The sequence below is a fragment of the Bacillus sp. WC2507 genome, assembly GCF_052656125.1.
In genome coordinates this window covers 1,552,783-1,570,655 of record NZ_JBQXPN010000001.1, presented here as the reverse complement: position 1 = coordinate 1,570,655, position 17,873 = coordinate 1,552,783, and the positions used below count along the sequence as shown (strand labels likewise).

The following is a 17,873-nucleotide window of genomic DNA, read 5'->3' as shown; positions in this document are numbered from 1 at the left end:
AATACATACGTACATACAGGCGGGGAAAACATGAATGAAAAATTAATTGAGAAAATGATTATAAAAAGTTTTCAGCAATATCAATGTAATCCTATGTCAAATGAGGATCAGGAAATGCTTATTAAACATATTCAAACGATAATTCATTCAAATACTAAAATTGATGTATACGAGGCAGTTGAGGATATCGTTTACGATTATGTGACTGGAAAATAAAAAAATAGGAGATTTCCATATGGAAATCTCCTATTTTTTACTTAATGATTTGCCTGCAACACGCTCAAATAAACCTGGGAATAACGCATAAAGTTTCGGACCAATGCCCATCCACTTCGGTAAGTTTACTTCACGCTTTTTCGTTTGCATCGATTGTACGATTTGCTCTGCTACATATGTCGGCTTTAACATGTACCGTCCCATATTTTTTACATATGTACCCGATTGATCAGCTATTTCAAAAAAGTTCGTATCTATCGGACCTGGATTAATCGCTGTTACGAAAACATTTGTACTAGACAACTCCATGCGTAAACTATTCGTAAATCCTAATACTGCATGTTTCGTCGCTGCATACGCACTCGATTTCGGAGTTGCAATTTTCCCGGCAAGTGAAGCAATATTAATAATATGTCCTTCGTTCCTTTTTACCATATAGGGTAGTACCGCTTTCGTACAAGCTACTAATCCAAACACATTTACTTGGAACATATCTTTCACTTCATCCATTGACGCATCTTCAAATGTTTTAAAAATACCAAATCCCGCATTGTTTACTAATATATCAATACGTCCCACTTCTTGTAATACCTTTGAAAAAACAGATTGTACTTCCGTCTCTTCACTTACATCTAATACATAATAATAGCAAGGCGTATTATAAGTTTCTTTAATTTTGTCTACTAACGTTTTTAATTTCTCTTCTGTTCTAGCCATTAATACTGGAGTCGCCCCCTGCTCTGCAACTTGCATTGCAACTTGCTCTCCAATTCCACTAGAAGCACCTGTAATGACGATTACTTTATCTTGTAAACGTCCCGTCATTGCTGTCACCTACTTTGCATAATAAATCGATTGTTGCGAAGATTCATCAATCATCACTTGTTGATTATATGCTAAAAAGTCTAATTGTCCAACAGTTTCTGAAATAGTAAGTGGCAATTGTTCTTTGTATAATACCGGAAATAGTTTTACACATACTTCAAATGCTGTCATTGGTTTTTCCTTTAATAACTCAAGCACTTTAAACGCACGTGTTTCTTGCTTTTGTAATCTCGTTTCAATAAGTTGTTTCACATTTAGAACATCTTCTCCATGTCCTGATAAAATGCGCGAAATATTCATTTCACTTAAACGCTTTAACGTTTGATTATATTGTAATAACGGGCGTGCCCTTTCTGTTTGTCCCTCATATGGTGGTTCTAATATGGGATTTGAAGAAATATGACTAATGAGAGCATCCCCGCCAATTAATATTCCATCAGATTCTCTATATAATGAAATATGAGTGGAGGCATGACCCGGTGTTTCAATTACTGTAAACCCAGGTAAAGAATCAATGCAATCTCCCTCTCTCACAGTATGTGTTAACGATCTATTACAAGAATATTTAAGTGTTCTTGTCGTCAATAATGCTTCATCTTTCAAAAATGCTGCTGGAACACCAAATTGCAAAGCTGTCTCTCTAAAAAACTCATGATACCGCTTTAAAAATTCTGGATTTTGCGTGATCCAAGGTTCATTCCAAGGATGTCCAATAATGTTCGTTTTCTCAGAAAATATATTTAAAAGCCCACAATGATCCGCATGATGATGCGTAATGACTACTGTTTCAATATCTTCTATCGCATATCCTAATGCACCTAATTGACTTTCTAACGCATTTCTTGCCCCTTCTGTATTCGTCCCTGTATCAATTAATGTTAATGTCTCCCCCTCAACTAAAAACACATTTACAGTTTCAACTGCAAATGGCACAGGAATCTCCATTCGGTGAATCGCCGTCATGCTTAGCCCCCCTGTCTCTTTCCGGTTCAAAAATGAATACTTCTTCAGTTTACAACTTCTCCATATATTTGTCATTATTTTCAGATAAAAAGAGGTGTTTCCTATAAAAAAACGAATGTATGTACATTTATAAGAATTTCTAACCAAATTTAAAGGAGGAACATCATGTCTATTCAAAATATTTCCTTTCTCGGTGCAGGCTCTATTGCTGAAGCTATTATTGGTGGCTTGTTACATGCAAATGTTGTGAAAAGCGAACAAATTACCGTAAGTAATCGTTCTAACGAGACAAGGTTGCAGGAGCTACATAAAAAATACGGCGTCAAAGGTACGCATAATAAAAAAGAGCTACTTACTGATACAAATATTCTTTTTCTAGCAATGAAACCAAAGGATGTTGCAGAAGCGCTTACTCCTTTTAAAGAATATATACATAATAACCTGCTTATTATTTCGTTATTAGCAGGTGTTTCTACTCACTCGATTAGAAACCTACTTCAAAAAGATGTTCCGATTATTCGTGCGATGCCAAATACATCCGCCGCTATTTTAAAATCAGCTACCGCTATCTCGCCTTCAAAACATGCAACAGCGGATCATATTCAGACTGCCATCGCTTTATTTGAAACGATCGGTCTCGTCTCTGTTGTAGAGGAAGAAGATATGCATGCTGTCACTGCATTATCTGGAAGTGGGCCTGCTTATATTTATTACGTAGTGGAAGCGATGGAAGAAGCCGCAAAAACAATTGGTTTAAAAGAAGATGTTGCAAAGTCACTTATTCTTCAGACGATGATTGGTGCTGCTGAAATGCTAAAAGCAAGTGAAAAACACCCTTCTATTCTGCGAAAGGAAATTACTTCTCCTGGCGGGACGACCGAGGCAGGTATTGAAGTATTACAGGAGCATAATTTTCAACAAGCGTTAATTTCCTGTATTACACAAGCAACGAAACGATCACACGATCTTGGAAAAACATTAGAAAAAATAGCAAAAGAAAAATAAAAAAAATGGAGCTCAATCTTACTTGAGCTCCATTTTTTATAAACATATATTTTTTATTTATTATTCTTCCCAAAAATCTCTTCTTGCAGACGGCGACCAGTCGGTGTTGCTGCAAGTCCGCCTTCAGCTGTTTCACGAAGTGCTACTGGCATCGTTTGTCCGATTCTAAACATTGCCTCAATTACTTCATCACATGGAATTGTACTCGTTACACCAGCTAATGCTAAATCAGCTGAAATCATCGCATTTGCAGCTCCTGCTGCATTACGTTTTACACACGGTACTTCTACAAGTCCTGCAACAGGATCACATACTAAACCAAGCATGTTCTTTAATGAAATCGCCATCGCTGTAGCCGCTTGATCTTGTGTTCCACCAGCCATTTCAACTGCAGCTGCTGCTGCCATTCCACTTGCTGAACCTACTTCAGCTTGGCAACCTCCTGCCGCGCCGGAAATACAAGCATTATTCGCAACAACCATACCGAAAGCTCCTGCTGTAAATAAAAATTCAATCATTTCTTCGCGTGTCGGCTGTAATTTTTCTTGCAGTGCAAAAAGTACACCTGGCACTGTTCCAGCAGACCCTGCTGTTGGTGTTGCACAAATGATTCCCATCGCTGCGTTTACTTCATTTGTTGCAACTGCTTTACTCACTGCGTCCAAAATCGTATCTCCAGATAAGCCTTTTCCGCTCTTCATATACGCCTGAACTTTTACAGCATCTCCGCCAGTTAAACCAGTTGGTGATTTCACTCCGCGAATACCACGTTCTACTGCTTGCTCCATCACGACTAAGTTCTTTTCCATACCAGCAATTACTTCTTCACGTGAAATACTTCTAGTTTTCATTTCACATTGAATCATAATTTCTGCGATTTTTACATTTTGTTCTTTAGCTTGCGCCACTAGTTCCGCTGCGTTCCGAAACATGGTGTGTCCCCCCTGCAATTATTCCATAATAGTTACTTGACAAATATTTTCTTGCGCGTTTATTTCTTCAATTACTTCATCTGCTAATAATTCATCTGTTTCGATAACCATAAGCGCTCTTCTTCCTTTTTCTTTACGAGAAACACTCATTGTACTAATGTTAATTTCATGTTTCGCAAGGATTGAAGCTACTGCTGCAATAGCACCGAAGCGATCGTTATTTACAATAAGTAGTGCTGGACTCGTGCCTGTTAATTGAAGATCGAATCCATTTAATTCTACAACTTCAATTTTACCGCCACCAATTGAGCAAGCAACAACTTCAATTTCTTCTTCACCTTTATACAAACGAATTCTCGCTGTATTTGGATGAGGTGCATTTGCATCTTCTTCAATGAATTCTACTTCGATTTTGCGCTCTTTTGCTATGTCTAGCGCCTCTGGAATACGTAAGTCATCTGTTTCAAACCCTAATATTCCACCGATCAATGCTACATCCGTACCATGCCCTCGATACGTCTTTGCAAATGATCCATATAATGAAATGCTTACTCTTTCTGGTTCATGACGAAACAGCTGGCGAGCAACTTGCCCCATTCTTGCTGCGCCTGCTGTATGTGAACTTGATGGACCAATCATAACTGGGCCAATAATATCAAATACTGAGCGATACTTCATCATAACTCCCCCTAAACCTCTATGAAAAAATTTTTTACTATTCTATTAAGCTACCGAATCGGTTACTTTTCCAGTTGTACGACGTATTTGTTCTGCTATACAAATTGGATCGCTTTTGAATAACAGTGAAACAATATATCCTGAAATAATACCAGTTATCATAATAAATACGAAACTTAGCATTACCTTCATTTACTAATAATATAAGATACTCCACAATAAAGTCTTGTAGCAATCCAAAGTTTAACACAGAACCCCTTACAAGGATAGCATAAACAAGTGAAACTCCCATTGCTTTCATACCTTTTGGTGCTTTAAAGCTAAAAGGTGAAAAAAGACTTAGTACAAATAATAGTAATATCCTTCGTATTTATAATTTTCATATTCCTCTCTCACGATTTAGTCAACTTCACTTGTTACGACAAATGGCTAAAACGCATGCGGCCTACAATAAATTATATTCTGCCTTCATTATAGCTTGTTTTTAATAAAACGCTTACTTTTAATGAATTTTAAAAGTTCTGAATAACAATCCATTTTTGCTATTTGTACCACTCGTATGTCATCTGACTTATATAACAGTTTTTCTAAATAATCAGTACTATGTATTTTTATCCTATATCTTCACATCATTAAAACTTTCTGTTTCATCCAATTTAAACATAAAATGATAACAGTTTTATTTTAAATTTTTTTAGAAATAAAAAAAATGGCAACCTTTCGTCACCATTTTTTCACAACATTATTATCTTTCCACTGGAAATGATTTTAAATCCGTAGCTATTTCTGTATTAGAAAATAGCTCTCTTGCCTCTTTCCATAATTCCTTATATGTATCCCCTTGATAACGAGAACTAATATGAGTCAATATTAATCGTTTTGCATTTGCCTGAAGTGCAATACTCGCAGCTTGCTTAGATGTGGAATGAAAATAATCATACGCTTGTTGTTCATCTTCTGCCGCAAAAGTTGCTTCATGAACAAGTACGTCAGCGTCTTGTGCTAGCTCTCTACTCGCTTCACAATATCTTGTATCACCTAAAATGGTAATAATTCTTCCTTTTTGAGGTGGACCGATAAAATCTTTTCCATTTAGTATCGTGCCATTTTCTAATTCAACTACTTCTCCATCTTTTAAACGTTTAAAAAGTGGACCGGGTTTCACACCCATCTCCAGTAATTTATCGACTAAAAGAGCACCTTGTATATCTTTCTCTATAATACGATACCCAAAACATTCAATACCATGTGATAATCTTTTCGTTTCCACACGAAATTCATTATCCTCAAACACAGTACCTTCTTCTGTTATCTCAACAATTTCAAGTGGGTATTTTACATGTGTCGTACTTACTGACAATGCCACTTCAATAAATTGTTTAATTCCTTTTGGTCCATACACTGTTAAAGGTGTAGTCCCTCCTTGAAACGAACGGCTTCCTAATAAACCAGGCAACCCAAAAATATGATCACCATGTAAATGCGTAATAAATATTTTTTCAATGCGGCGTGGGCGTACAGATGTATGTAATATTTGATGTTGCGTCGCCTCGCCACAATCAAATAACCAAGTCTGCCCTCGTTCTTCTAACAATTGCAAAGCAATTGCCGAAACATTCCTTCCTTTCGAAGGAACACCTGCACCAGTTCCTAAAAATACAAATTCCACTTTCTTTCCTCCAGCTCTTTATATAATCTACCTTTCATCTTACGGAATGTTATTTCAAATGGCAAATCGAATTTACATAACCAATCATCTAGACAACTATATAACACGAACATTATACTTAAAAAACTTAGTAATCGTTCGTATTTTATGTTAAAATGATTATACTACATTTTAAGGGAGCGTTTTATTATGAAAGAAGCATTTCGTTTACAAACTGATTTTTCATCTTCATTTGATCGCTGGGTAAGTTCTTTCGTGTCTGATCACCCAGCACAATTAGAATGGACGACTTTGAAAGAATTAATCCATGAATATACAACAACACATACAAATGATTCGTTACCAACATATATTTCTTCAGCTTTAACATATTACGCACAACGCGTTTCAACAACAAATAGTTCAGAAATTGTTATTTTTGAAAATACTACAATCTCATAATCTGTAATAAAAAGCACTGTAATCAGTGCTTTTTATTTATTTCTCCACCTTATTTCAAAAAACTCCTCTTATTTCCTACTATATAGCCAGCATAAATCTATTTGAGTTTTCAAAAAAATGTATTGACACTACAAAATTACAGTGCTAACATTCAACATGTAATTGAATATGGTCTCTGTTAGGTGAGGCTCCTGTATAGAGAAACGCTGCTGCCCAAAAATGTCGAGAGACGCCAATGGGTCAACAGGAAAGGTCGGAATGAAGGCCTTTCTTAACGTAGCTGGTTTCAGTACCTATGCTATACAGTGCTAAAACTCAACGAGGGAGAGGTGCATGTATTTTGTCATACACAAAAACTGTTTTTATCTATGTTTACTAACAGTCTTTGTTGTGGACTCTTTTAACTGCGAATTCAGACCTTTACTCGTTTTGAGTAAAGGTCTTTTTACGTATATATGCACCTTACTATGAAACAAACATAGCATATTCAGAAACTACTAAATTGTACGGAGGTGAGGAACAGTTGGCAATTGATGATTCGGCCCAGATACCCATAATATGTTTTACGTTAATATTTCATCATGTAGGTAGGAAAGAAGCTGTTCCTCCTAATTTTAAATAGTTGAGTAACAGATTGTTTCCTCCTTCATGAAAAAGGAGGAACTACCAATGTTAAATTTACAAAAACAAGAAACAAAGCATTCATACGATCAAAATCATATGAAAACAAATAACGGATTACTGGTGGAAGTCGCAATACAAGATGTAAACAATGCGTTACGACTTTTAGAAACAACACAAAATGGCCTCTCTAAAATAGAAGCGTCTCATAGATTTTCTTTATATGGCCCAAATGAAATAGCTCATAATAAAACATCGCCGTGGTACATTCAATTTCTACTGGCATTTAAAAATCCATTTATTTTTGTTTTATTAGCTCTCGGCGCACTCTCTTTTTTCACAGATGATATACAAGGAACCATTGTCGTATCTGTAATGGTAATGCTAAGTGCAACGATCCGCTTTTTACAAGAGTTTCGTTCTCAAAAAGCTGCGGATCAGTTAAAAGCTATGGTTCGAACAACGGCAAGCGTCTTTAGAATAGATGGATTTGTACACGAAACAAAAAACGTAATGAATTTAAAGCAAAATGATCCAACGGAAATTCCAATTGAAGAACTTGTACCTGGCGATATTATTTCACTTTCGGCCGGTGATATCGTTCCGGCTGATGTGCGTATTTTATCAGCTAAAGATTTATTTGTGAATCAGTCTTCTTTAACTGGGGAAGCACTTCCTGTGGAAAAGTACGAAAACTGCTACCATACAGAGAATAAACATATTTTACCGAAAAACATGAAAAAAAATTACAATCCACTCGATATGGAAAACCTTTGTTTTATGGGTACAAATATTGTAAGTGGTAGCGCAAAAGCTGTTGTCATCTCCACAAGTACCGATACGTATTTCGGCTCTTTAGCAAATAAGGTAATTGGCAAGCGCGTAGAAACAAGCTTTGATAAAGGTGTAAACAAAGTAAGCTGGCTCTTAATTACATTCATGCTTATTATGGCACCTATCGTTCTTCTCATTAACGGATTCACAAAAGGTGATTGGCAAGAGGCTTTCTTCTTCGCTATCGCTATTGCTGTTGGTCTTACACCTGAAATGTTACCAATGATTGTAACTGCTAATTTAGCTAAAGGTGCTGTTAACATGTCTAAACAGAAAGTAATAGTAAAACAACTGAATTCTATTCAAAACTTAGGTGCTATGAACATTCTTTGTACCGATAAAACGGGAACTTTAACAGAAGATGAAGTTGTACTTGTTCGGCACTTAGATCCTAACGGTAATACATGTGATCGTGTATTACACTATGCCTATTTAAATAGCTTCTATCAAACAGGATTGAAAAATTTAATAGATAAAGCTGTTATGAAACATACAGAAGAAAACCAGAAGCTTGATCCATCCATTTTTCAAAAACTAGATGAAATTCCATTTGATTTTGCTCGCCGGCGTATGTCTGTCATCGTGAAAGATAGCTCAGGGGAACATACAATGGTTTGTAAAGGTGCCGTAGAAGAAATTTTATCTATTTGTAACTACACTGAAGTTGATAGCAAAGTTGTTTTTCTTACCGATGATATGCGCTCAAATGTAAAACAACTAAGTGAGACGTTGAATAGTGAAGGTATGCGTGTTATTGCTGTAGCTTATAAAAAAGATAGACCATTACATGATAAAGAGTACGTGATAAAAGATGAGAATGATATGATTCTCGCTGGATATATTGGCTTTTTAGATCCACCAAAACCATCTGCAGCTACTGCCATTCAAGCATTACAGAAACATGGTGTACAAGTGAAAATTTTAACTGGCGATAACGAAATCGTGACAAGAAAAGTTTGCAAAGAAGTTGGATTAAACATCGGTGAGCCTGTCCTTGGTTACGAAATCGATGCTTTACCTGATAAAGCATTAGCAAAATTAGCCGAAGAAACAACTGTATTTGCTAAACTAAATCCAATGCAAAAATCACGCATTATACGAGTATTACAAGGGAATGGTCACACTGTAGGCTATATGGGAGATGGTATTAACGATGCTGTAGCGTTACGTGAAGCTGACGTTGGCATATCTGTTGATACTGCAACTGATATTGCAAAAGAGTCTTCCGATATTATTCTACTTGAAAAAAGTTTAACGATATTAGAAGCAGGTATTCTAGAAGGACGCACTATATTTGGTAATATTTTAAAATATATTAAAATGACAGCAAGTTCTAACTTTGGAAATGTATTTAGTGTGTTAGTAGCAAGTGCTTTCATCCCCTTCTTGCCGATGCTTGCCATTCACCTTTTAATTCAAAACTTGCTTTATGATATTTCACAACTATCTATTCCATGGGACAAAATGGATAAAGAGTTTTTAGAAAAACCAAGAAAATGGGATACTGCCAACTTACGGAACTTCATTATTTGCATCGGTCCAATCAGTTCCATATTTGATATCATCACATATGTAGTCATGTGGAACGTCTTCGGCGCAAATACAGCTAGCGAACAATCATTATTCCAATCTGGTTGGTTTGTTGTTGGATTACTAACACAAACTTTAATTGTTCACATGATAAGAACACAGAAGATTCCATTTATTCAAAGTACTGCATCAGCACCGGTTCTTTTATTAACCGCTTGTATTATGGCAATTGGAATTTATATTCCATTCTCACCACTCGGAGCAGCCGTTGGATTACAAGCATTACCACTTAGCTATTTCCCTTGGTTAGTAGGAATACTATTAGGCTATGCTTTCTTAACACAGTTCCTAAAAAAAGTTTATATTAAAAAGTTTCATAGCTGGTTATAAAGTGAAACTTTAACCAGCCTGCAAATAGCGGGATAAAAATGAGAATGAGCGGGTACTCCCCACTCATTCTCAAAAACATAACATGGACTTATATGTATGGAGGTGACCATGATGGTATGGTATGACATTGTATTAAGATTATTTATCGCAATTATTGTAGGTGCTTGCATCGGAATGGAACGGCAATGGAGACACAGGATGGCTGGCTTGCGGACAAATGCTCTCGTATCACTTGGTGCCTGTATATTTGTTTTATTATCCGTCATGCTGGATCATGATGCTAGCCCCTCACGTATTGCCGCTCAAGTCGTTAGTGGGATTGGTTTTTTAGGCGGCGGTGTTATTATCCGCGATGGTTTTAGTATTAGAGGGCTTAATACTGCGGCTACTCTATGGTGCGCAGCTGCTGTCGGTACTCTTACAGGCGCTGGTTTCCTCGTTGCAGCTATATTAGGTGCAACTGGCGTTTTACTAGCAAATATACTACTTCGCCCAATCGCTCTCTTTATGAATCAGAAATCAAAAGAAGAATCACCTGAACAAACGAACTACTTCCTTTCTCTTACTTGTTCAGAAGAACATGAAGCCCATATTCGTTTTTTACTTATGCATATGGTAAGTTCTGAAGGCATCGGTTTAAAAGAATTGTATAGTGAAGACGTAGATTCTAAGCAAAAAGTGTGTATACAAGCTACATTACATTGCAGTACAAATGCAGCAGTCTTAATTGAAAAAATAGTGAGTAGAATGCTATTAGAAGCTGGCGTTACTGCAGCAGGGTGGAAAACTTCATTAGATTTAGAAGCAATTTAAAAATAAAAGGTGTCATGATATTTATAGCTTCATGACACCTTCTACATAAACTTATTTTCTAATTTTTGCTGAAAAGACTTTTCCTGCTTACGCAATAATTGACTACCACGTTGTAAAAGTGGTATTCCATACTTATCGTTAATCTGATCAATGACAGCAAGTAGCGGCTCTTCTTTCGCATCTTCTTCAAATGAAAACAAATCTAATTGTTTCACTGATTCTGTCTTCCACTCTATTTCAGTAGCTGTAACACCTAGTAAACGAACGGAATCACCGTCCCAATGTTGCTTCCATAAACGAGATGCTGCCTGAAAAATATCTCGTTCTTCCCAAATAGCATTTTTCAATTGCTTACTCCGCGTTACTGTCCGCCTATCATGATATTTAATCATAATTTGAATATTATAGCTGACAAGAGTTCGCTTTTGTAATCTTTTACTCACTGATTTTGATAAGCGTTCTAACATATCAAGCAATTCTTTCTCTTCATCCATATCCTTTGAAAAAGTCATCGAGTTACCAACGCTTTTATGTTGTCCCATTTGACTCGGATCAACTTCCCTATCATCCATACCTTTTGCCCGTTGTTGTAAATCAACACCATGCTTTCCAATTTTAGCGCGAATGATATGTTCGTTTCCTTTTGCTAACTGCTCAATGGTTTGTATATGAATATCATTTAATTTTTCTGCTGTTTTTTCTCCAATTCCATGCATCGCTCCAACCGGAAGTGGCCAAATCATTTCTGGAATATCTCGTTTTCGAAGCACCGTAATACCGAGAGGCTTTTTCATATCAGAAGCTGTTTTTGCTAGGAAAAGATTTGGAGCAATTCCGATGCTACATGGAAGTTGTAACTCTGTTAATAACGCCTGCTGAATCATCTTTGCTATTTCAAGAGGCGAACCGAGTGCGTAGCAATCTGTAATATCTAAATACCCCTCATCTATAGAGACTGGTTGTATTTTTTCCGTAAAACGGGAAAGAATTTGAAACATTTGAAAGGAAGCTTCACGATATAATGTAAAATTAGGACGCATTACAACTAATTGCGGGCATAACCTTTTTGCTTCCCAAAGAGGCATCGTTGTACGTATTCCATAGCCTCTTGCCTCATAACTACATGTTATGATAATTCCTTTTCTTTCTTTTTCATTCCCAGCAACTGCTAACGGCTTCCCTTGTAATGATGGGTCGTGAGCAATTTCAACAGATGCGAAAAAACAATTCATATCTACATGCAAAATAACACGACCATTTTTCGGATACATTTCTCGCATAGTACTCACTCCCTCCAAAGAACATTTGTTCCTTCATTATATCAAATTTCGGACAATATTTATAATAAATAACTTGTTCTTTTCCCTTTATGTATTTTATATAATTTACATAAAATACATAAAGGGAAAAGCAATCGAATCAAAATAAAAAGCGTGTAAATCAATTGTGATTTACACGCTTTTTCTATTATATTACTTCGCTACTTCTTCAATAATTGCTACAACTAATTCTGCTGTTTTCGCTAATTCTTCAACAGGTATCTTTTCATTTGTTGTATGAATTTCTTCATAACCAACTGCTAAGTTAACTGTTGGAATACCGTGTCCTGCAATTACGTTTGCATCACTTCCGCCACCACTTTGGTGAAGAGAAGGTGTACGACCAATTGTTTCAGCTGCACGTTTTGCAACTTCTACAACGTGATCGCCATCAGCAAATTTAAATCCTGGATACATAACGTTTACTTCAACGTCTGCTTGACCGCCCATTTCTTTTGCAGTTGTTTCAAATACTTCTTTCATTTTAGCAACTTGTACTTCCATTTTTTCATTAATTAAAGAACGCGCTTCTGCAAAGATTTGTACATGATCGCAAACGATATTCGTTTGTGTACCACCTTCAAAACGTCCAATATTTGCAGTTGTTTCAGAATCAATACGACCAAGTGGCATCTTCGCAATTGCTTTCGCTGCGATAGTAATTGCAGATACACCTTTTTCTGGTGCTACACCAGCGTGAGCTGTTTTCCCGCGAATAATCGCATTCACCTTCGCTTGTGTTGGAGCTGCAACAACGATTTCACCAACTTTTCCATTGCTATCTAATGCGTAACCGTATTTCGCTGTAATGCGCTCACGATCTAATGCTTTTGCACCAACAAGACCAGATTCTTCTCCAACTGTAATAATAAATTCAATTGTACCATGAGGGATATTTTTTTCTTTTAAAACACGGATTGCTTCAAACATTGATGCTAACCCTGCTTTATCATCCGCACCTAAAATCGTAGTACCATCTGATACGATATATCCATCTTTAATAGAAGGCTTAATTCCATTACCAGGAACTACTGTATCCATATGAGAAGTAAAGTAAATTGTATCAACACCATCTTTTGTTGCTGGTAATGTACAAATTAAGTTACCTGCACCATGCCCAGTAACAGACATTGTGTCATCTTCAAATACTTCTACACCTAAATCTTTAAATTTCTTTGTTAATACTTTGCAAATCTCTGCTTCAAATTTAGTTTCAGAATCTACTTGTACTAATTCCATGAATTCATTTACTAAACGTTCTTGATTAATCATAAGACTGCGCCTCCTGCACTACCATTATGTATGTAACACTATTAATTATAACAGAATTTCACAAAAGTTTCGAAATACAAGACAAAAAACAGACGGTTTATATGTCTAGATAACCATCTGCTTTCTATTACTCATTTAACAATACCCAGCGCATATGATCTTCCCACACTCCATTGACCATTAACATCTTTCTAGACACACCCTCATATTGAAAGCCTATCTTCGTCACTACTTGTATAGATGCTAAATTTCGTGGCATAATCGGTGCTTCTATACGGTGTAATTGAAATTCCCCAAAAGCTACTTGAATAGCTTTTCTAAGCGCTTCTGTCGTATAACCTTTGTTTAACTCTTTCTTATCTAATTTATAACCGAGTACACAAGATTGATAAATTCCACGAACAATTAAATTAAATGAAATACACCCAATTATTTTCGTATCATCACCCTTTTTAAAAATCCATAATCTGATGATTTTACCTTCTGCGAACTCTTTTCTATCCTTTTGTAACTTTTTCTTTTGATAATCTAACGTAAAAAAATCATCCGGTCTATACTCTTCCCAAGCCTTTAAAAATTCACGATTTCTGTCGTAATATTGAAGAACTTTTTCAGCATACGACTCATCAATTTCCCTTAAATGTAAACGATCTGTTTCATATATTTTCATCATCGTATCTCCATTCTTCAGCCTGCATAACAAAAAAACTTATACTCTATCATTATATATATTCTCTACATACATATAAATTTCCTGTTATACTTTACACGCACTTCTCGAATTTTGTCATTTCTCTCCCCTTGTCCACAATATCATTTCTCGTTACAATGATATTGTACTGATTTGCAAGGAGGTATAACGATGCATAAAAAAGCTCAAAAAGTTATGATTTATGTAATGCTAATTTCTATGCTTGTAACAACATTACTTGCTGGCGCAAGTATGTTTTGGTAAAAAGGACGATGTGTTCGTCCTTTTTTTACTTTTTACACATAACATAATAAAATAAACCATCTCGATATCGAGATGGTTTATTTTATATAAAGCACAATCGCTACAATACTAAAGGAAAATGACATTACAAGTGCTATTATAAAACTTGTATATTGTTTCTGCTGAAATGCTCCAATAACAAAAGTAAGATTGAGTAATGCCATACATACAATTGCTACAAGATAAGAACATATATTAAAAGTTGCCAATATGAATGTAATAACAAATAGAAATCCCATAAAATACTGCATATACGAAATTTTTGGATTCAAGTACATATGAGCAACCCCTTTATCTAATTTTATCTTTCTATACTCTCATTAACTCATGGTTATGTACACATGTCAAGACAACTTATTGCATATGAAAAAGCCAACCTTTTCGTTGGCTTTTTCATATGCAATGGCTCCTTTTTCTTTTGCCAATTGCTGAAATGATTTTTTCGACTTCACAATCCATACTTTCGTTCCGATTGGAATGCGATCAAATAAATACTCCACATCGTTTTTCTTCATTCTTATACATCCTTGTGAAATATACTTTCCAATTGAACCAGGTTGATTTGTTCCATGTATTCCATATTTACTTCCATCAGTTCCTCTTGCATTAAATCCAATCCACCTTGACCCAAGTGGATTTTTCGGTGATCCACCTGGAATATCCTTCGCAATATAATACGGATCCTTCGCTTTCATTACAACATCAAAAGTTCCTTCTGGAGTTAATTCATTTGTTTTTCCTGTCGCTACTGGAAAAACCCTTTGAATCTTTCCGTCGTCAATGTAAGCTAATTTGTTCGTTGCTTTATTTACAATAATAAAAGGATCTCCTGCACGTGGATTATCACCAAGAGGCCAAATCGGTGATAAAGAAAGACATAATATGATAGAGAGAAGATACGGCATAAATAATTCCTACCTTCTATATAAGTTCTTTTATATTATCCTTTCCCTTAAAGCGACTTTTAATGAGTAAATATTGTTCCATTTCATACACAAGTTGAACAAGTTTCGCACGTATTTCAAATTCTTCACGTGTAACTGGCAATGGCATGTCTCTAAATAATTCTCTCATTTCTTGAAGCTGTCTTAAGGAAATAACCCCAGTACTCTCCGGGCTAATAGCATTCCCAATGTTTTCAACCACATCCGCAATCATGTCAGCTTGTTCATATGTCCATGATAAAGAAGCTGCTAATGGTATCATCCGCTCTAAAATTTCGAATTGTTGCATACGCATATTAAAATAACGATAGTAATAACCATCTTCTCGCATAAATGCATTCTCAAGTTTCTTAAACGATAAATCCCTTGCTTCATTTAGCATATTTTCAGTTTCAATAAGTTCTGCCCCGCTCCAACTACTTTCTCTATTTCGTAAATAAACGACCATTTCAAACAAAATTGTTTTAAAATTACTTTCTATTTTATCCTGATACTCTTTTAGCTTATTTTCACTACTTGGCATATACATATTTACTAATAAAGCCACGCTAATCCCTATCGTTAATATCGCAATTTCATTTCCAACAATAAGCCATGTAATTTGTTTCAATGAATATAGATGCATAACAATAACTGAACTCGTGACAATACCTTCTTGAATTTTAAGCATAACTGCAGTCGGAATAAATGTAAGTAATAATACACTGATTGCAAGTGGTGTATATCCAATTGTTTCAAAAATGCAAAACGCGAATACCATTGATAATATACAAGCTAAAAAACGATGTAACGATACTTGAAGTGATTTACGCTTCGTATTTTGTACACATAATATAACTAAAATCCCCGCTGAACTATAAAATTCTAATCCTAATAACTGAGCAATAAAAACTGCTGCGCCTGTCCCTATTGCTGTTTTTACTGTACGGTATCCAATTTTGAACATAGCATTGCTCCTATATGTATAAACGTATTTACAGTTAGTATAAAAAAAGGATGACACAATGTCATCCTTTTCTACTTATTATTCACGTAACCTTTACATATTACAATATCTTTTGTAAAAATTGTTGCGCACGTTCACTTTTCGGTGCTGCAAAAAATTCTGCTGGCGCACTATCTTCTACAAGCTTTCCACCATCTAAAAAGAGAACACGATCTGCCACTTCTTTTGCAAATCCCATTTCATGTGTAACAATCGCCATCGTCATTCCTGTCGTAACTAATGATTTCATAACTTCTAACACTTCTTTCACCATCTCTGGATCTAGTGCTGATGTTGGTTCATCAAATAACATCACTTCTGGTTCCATCGCTAACGCTCTCGCTATTGCTACACGTTGCTTTTGCCCTCCCGAAAGACGGTTTGGATAGGAATCTTTCTTATCAAGTAATCCTACTTTATCCAGAAGTTCCTGAGCTTTTTTCTCAGCTTCATTCTTCGCTACTCCTTTTACATTAATAGGAGCATACGTAATATTTTCTAATACAGTCATATGAGGAAATAGATGAAAATGCTGAAATACCATTCCGACATTTTCACGAACGTGCATAATATTCGTTTTCGGATTCGTTACTTCTTCCATTCCAATCCAAATGTGACCATTTGTCGGTGCTTCTAACACATTCATACAACGTAAAAATGTTGATTTCCCTGATCCAGACGGTCCAATAATTGCAACTACTTCCCCTTTTTCAATCGTTGTTGTAATCCCTTTTAATACTTCGTTTTTTCCAAATGATTTATGAAGGTTTTCAATTTTAATCACTTTTCTTCATTCTCCCTTCAATTGCCTTCCCGACTAATGTAAGAATAATAACTAACGTATAATAAATCAGGCCAACAAAAAGTAACGGTTCAAGATATTTAAACGTTTCACCACCGACAATGTAAGCACGGCGCATTAAATCCGTCGCCCCTATTACTGTTACTACAGCCGATTCTTTCGTAAGAGTCGCAAACTCGTTCACAAGCGCTGGTAATATATTTTTTAATGCTTGAGGGAAAATGATATTTCTCATCATTTTCCCGTAAGGAATCCCTAAAGCCATCGCTGCTTCTGTTTGTCCTTTATCCACTGCTTGAATACCCGCACGGATTACTTCTGACATATATGCACCTGAATTTAAGCTAAATGCAAGTACAGCTGCTAAGAAGGCTGGTATTTCATAACCAATTATTTGCGGGACACCGAAATAAATAATCATTAATTGCAATACAAGTGGTGTACCACGGAAAATTGATGTATAAAGATCTGCCGCTATATTTAATGCTCGTATTCTAGCAATTTTACAAAGTGCTAATAACGTTCCTAAAATAAATCCTGCTAACGCTGATACTGCCACAATTTTCAAAGTAACTTCTAGACCTTTTAATATATACGGTATCGAAGGCGTAATCGCCGAAAAATCTAAGTTCATTCTTTT

General features: G+C 35.8%; 20 protein-coding genes and 1 riboswitch. Of the genes, 6 read left to right on the top strand and 14 right to left on the bottom strand.

Translation table 11 applies throughout. From position 1 onward, the window contains the following. Positions 1 to 30 precede the first annotated feature (30 nt). Positions 31 to 216, top strand: a complete 186-nt coding sequence (locus ACUN28_RS08460) for a YqzH family protein (protein ID WP_016086378.1) — start codon at positions 31 to 33, stop codon at positions 214 to 216. A 30-nt stretch (positions 217 to 246) separates the two neighbouring features. On the opposite strand, the gene ACUN28_RS08455 is transcribed toward ACUN28_RS08460, so the two are convergent. Together ACUN28_RS08455 and ACUN28_RS08450 are read right to left on the bottom strand one after the other, a co-directional pair. Next, entirely contained in the window at positions 247 to 1,041 is a 795-nt protein-coding gene (locus ACUN28_RS08455) for an SDR family oxidoreductase (RefSeq protein WP_016086377.1), read from the bottom strand. A gap of 9 nt (positions 1,042 to 1,050) precedes the next feature. Further along, positions 1,051 to 2,004 (bottom strand): MBL fold metallo-hydrolase, encoded by a 954-nt coding sequence (locus tag ACUN28_RS08450; protein ID WP_016086376.1) that lies wholly within the window; start codon positions 2,002 to 2,004, stop codon positions 1,051 to 1,053. A 165-nt stretch (positions 2,005 to 2,169) separates the two neighbouring features. Between ACUN28_RS08450 and proI the strand changes: the two genes are divergently transcribed. Continuing rightward, positions 2,170 to 3,009 (top strand): pyrroline-5-carboxylate reductase ProI, encoded by an 840-nt coding sequence (gene proI, locus ACUN28_RS08445; protein WP_016086375.1) that lies wholly within the window; start codon positions 2,170 to 2,172, stop codon positions 3,007 to 3,009. A 53-nt stretch (positions 3,010 to 3,062) separates the two neighbouring features. Here the strand turns inward: proI and sdaAA are convergent, their stop codons facing one another. The 4 genes from sdaAA to rnz all read right to left on the bottom strand — a co-directional run bounded on the left by sdaAA (position 3,063) and on the right by rnz (position 6,288). Next, a complete protein-coding gene (gene sdaAA, locus ACUN28_RS08440; RefSeq protein WP_016086374.1) occupies positions 3,063 to 3,941 on the bottom strand; it encodes an L-serine ammonia-lyase, iron-sulfur-dependent, subunit alpha in 879 nt (292 codons plus the stop codon). An 18-nt stretch (positions 3,942 to 3,959) separates the two neighbouring features. Continuing rightward, on the bottom strand, positions 3,960 to 4,619 hold the full coding sequence (gene sdaAB, locus ACUN28_RS08435) for an L-serine ammonia-lyase, iron-sulfur-dependent subunit beta (RefSeq protein ID WP_016086373.1): 660 nt from the start codon (positions 4,617 to 4,619) through the stop codon (positions 3,960 to 3,962). Between the two features lie 45 nt (positions 4,620 to 4,664). Continuing rightward, positions 4,665 to 4,802 (bottom strand): hypothetical protein, encoded by a 138-nt coding sequence (locus tag ACUN28_RS08430; protein WP_223261017.1) that lies wholly within the window; start codon positions 4,800 to 4,802, stop codon positions 4,665 to 4,667. Positions 4,803 to 5,364: 562 nt separating this feature from the next. Continuing rightward, positions 5,365 to 6,288 carry a ribonuclease Z gene (gene rnz / locus ACUN28_RS08425; protein ID WP_016086372.1) on the bottom strand — a complete coding sequence of 308 codons (924 nt, stop codon included), beginning with the start codon at positions 6,286 to 6,288 and terminating at the stop codon, positions 5,365 to 5,367. Positions 6,289 to 6,477: 189 nt separating this feature from the next. On the opposite strand from rnz, the gene ACUN28_RS08420 reads away from it, so the two are divergent. The 3 genes from ACUN28_RS08420 (at position 6,478) to ACUN28_RS08410 (ending at position 10,917) form a co-directional block, all read left to right on the top strand. Further along, positions 6,478 to 6,729, top strand: coding sequence for a DUF3932 family protein (locus ACUN28_RS08420; RefSeq protein ID WP_016086371.1), 252 nt, complete (start codon positions 6,478 to 6,480; stop codon positions 6,727 to 6,729). A 167-nt stretch (positions 6,730 to 6,896) separates the two neighbouring features. Continuing rightward, a riboswitch (M-box (ykoK) riboswitch) is annotated at positions 6,897 to 7,064 on the top strand. 334 nt (positions 7,065 to 7,398) lie between these two features. Beyond that, positions 7,399 to 10,104: a magnesium-translocating P-type ATPase gene (gene mgtA, locus ACUN28_RS08415; RefSeq protein WP_016086370.1), complete on the top strand. Its 2,706-nt coding sequence runs from the start codon at positions 7,399 to 7,401 to the stop codon at positions 10,102 to 10,104. A gap of 111 nt (positions 10,105 to 10,215) precedes the next feature. Beyond that, entirely contained in the window at positions 10,216 to 10,917 is a 702-nt protein-coding gene (locus tag ACUN28_RS08410) for an MgtC/SapB family protein (protein WP_016086369.1), read from the top strand. A gap of 41 nt (positions 10,918 to 10,958) precedes the next feature. On the opposite strand, the gene ACUN28_RS08405 is transcribed toward ACUN28_RS08410, so the two are convergent. The 3 genes from ACUN28_RS08405 to ACUN28_RS08395 form a co-directional block, all read right to left on the bottom strand. Beyond that, entirely contained in the window at positions 10,959 to 12,197 is a 1,239-nt protein-coding gene (locus tag ACUN28_RS08405) for a DNA polymerase IV (protein ID WP_016086368.1), read from the bottom strand. A gap of 192 nt (positions 12,198 to 12,389) precedes the next feature. Beyond that, the gene (locus ACUN28_RS08400) at positions 12,390 to 13,508 is read right to left on the bottom strand and encodes a tripeptidase T (RefSeq protein ID WP_016086367.1); all 1,119 of its coding nucleotides are present in this window, start codon (positions 13,506 to 13,508) and stop codon (positions 12,390 to 12,392) included. Positions 13,509 to 13,635: 127 nt separating this feature from the next. Continuing rightward, the gene (locus ACUN28_RS08395; RefSeq protein WP_016086366.1) at positions 13,636 to 14,181 is read right to left on the bottom strand and encodes a GNAT family N-acetyltransferase; all 546 of its coding nucleotides are present in this window, start codon (positions 14,179 to 14,181) and stop codon (positions 13,636 to 13,638) included. A 189-nt stretch (positions 14,182 to 14,370) separates the two neighbouring features. Here ACUN28_RS08395 and prli42 point away from each other — a divergent pair, with 189 nt between their 5' ends. After that, entirely contained in the window at positions 14,371 to 14,463 is a 93-nt protein-coding gene (gene prli42, locus ACUN28_RS08390; protein ID WP_000549038.1) for a stressosome-associated protein Prli42, read from the top strand. 77 nt (positions 14,464 to 14,540) lie between these two features. Here the strand turns inward: prli42 and ACUN28_RS08385 are convergent, their stop codons facing one another. The 5 genes from ACUN28_RS08385 to ACUN28_RS08365 form a co-directional block, all read right to left on the bottom strand. Continuing rightward, on the bottom strand, positions 14,541 to 14,780 hold the full coding sequence (locus tag ACUN28_RS08385) for a DUF3894 domain-containing protein (RefSeq protein ID WP_016086365.1): 240 nt from the start codon (positions 14,778 to 14,780) through the stop codon (positions 14,541 to 14,543). A gap of 66 nt (positions 14,781 to 14,846) precedes the next feature. Beyond that, complete coding sequence (locus ACUN28_RS08380) at positions 14,847 to 15,407, bottom strand: L,D-transpeptidase (RefSeq protein WP_016086364.1); 561 nt, start codon at positions 15,405 to 15,407, stop codon at positions 14,847 to 14,849. A 16-nt stretch (positions 15,408 to 15,423) separates the two neighbouring features. Then, positions 15,424 to 16,392 carry an aromatic acid exporter family protein gene (locus ACUN28_RS08375; RefSeq protein WP_016086363.1) on the bottom strand — a complete coding sequence of 323 codons (969 nt, stop codon included), beginning with the start codon at positions 16,390 to 16,392 and terminating at the stop codon, positions 15,424 to 15,426. Between the two features lie 100 nt (positions 16,393 to 16,492). Continuing rightward, the gene (locus ACUN28_RS08370; protein ID WP_016086362.1) at positions 16,493 to 17,215 is read right to left on the bottom strand and encodes an amino acid ABC transporter ATP-binding protein; all 723 of its coding nucleotides are present in this window, start codon (positions 17,213 to 17,215) and stop codon (positions 16,493 to 16,495) included. Further along, positions 17,208 to 17,867: an amino acid ABC transporter permease gene (locus tag ACUN28_RS08365; RefSeq protein WP_001046918.1), complete on the bottom strand. Its 660-nt coding sequence runs from the start codon at positions 17,865 to 17,867 to the stop codon at positions 17,208 to 17,210. Before ACUN28_RS08365 ends, ACUN28_RS08370 begins: the two co-directional genes overlap by 8 nt. Positions 17,868 to 17,873: the final 6 nt, after the last annotated feature.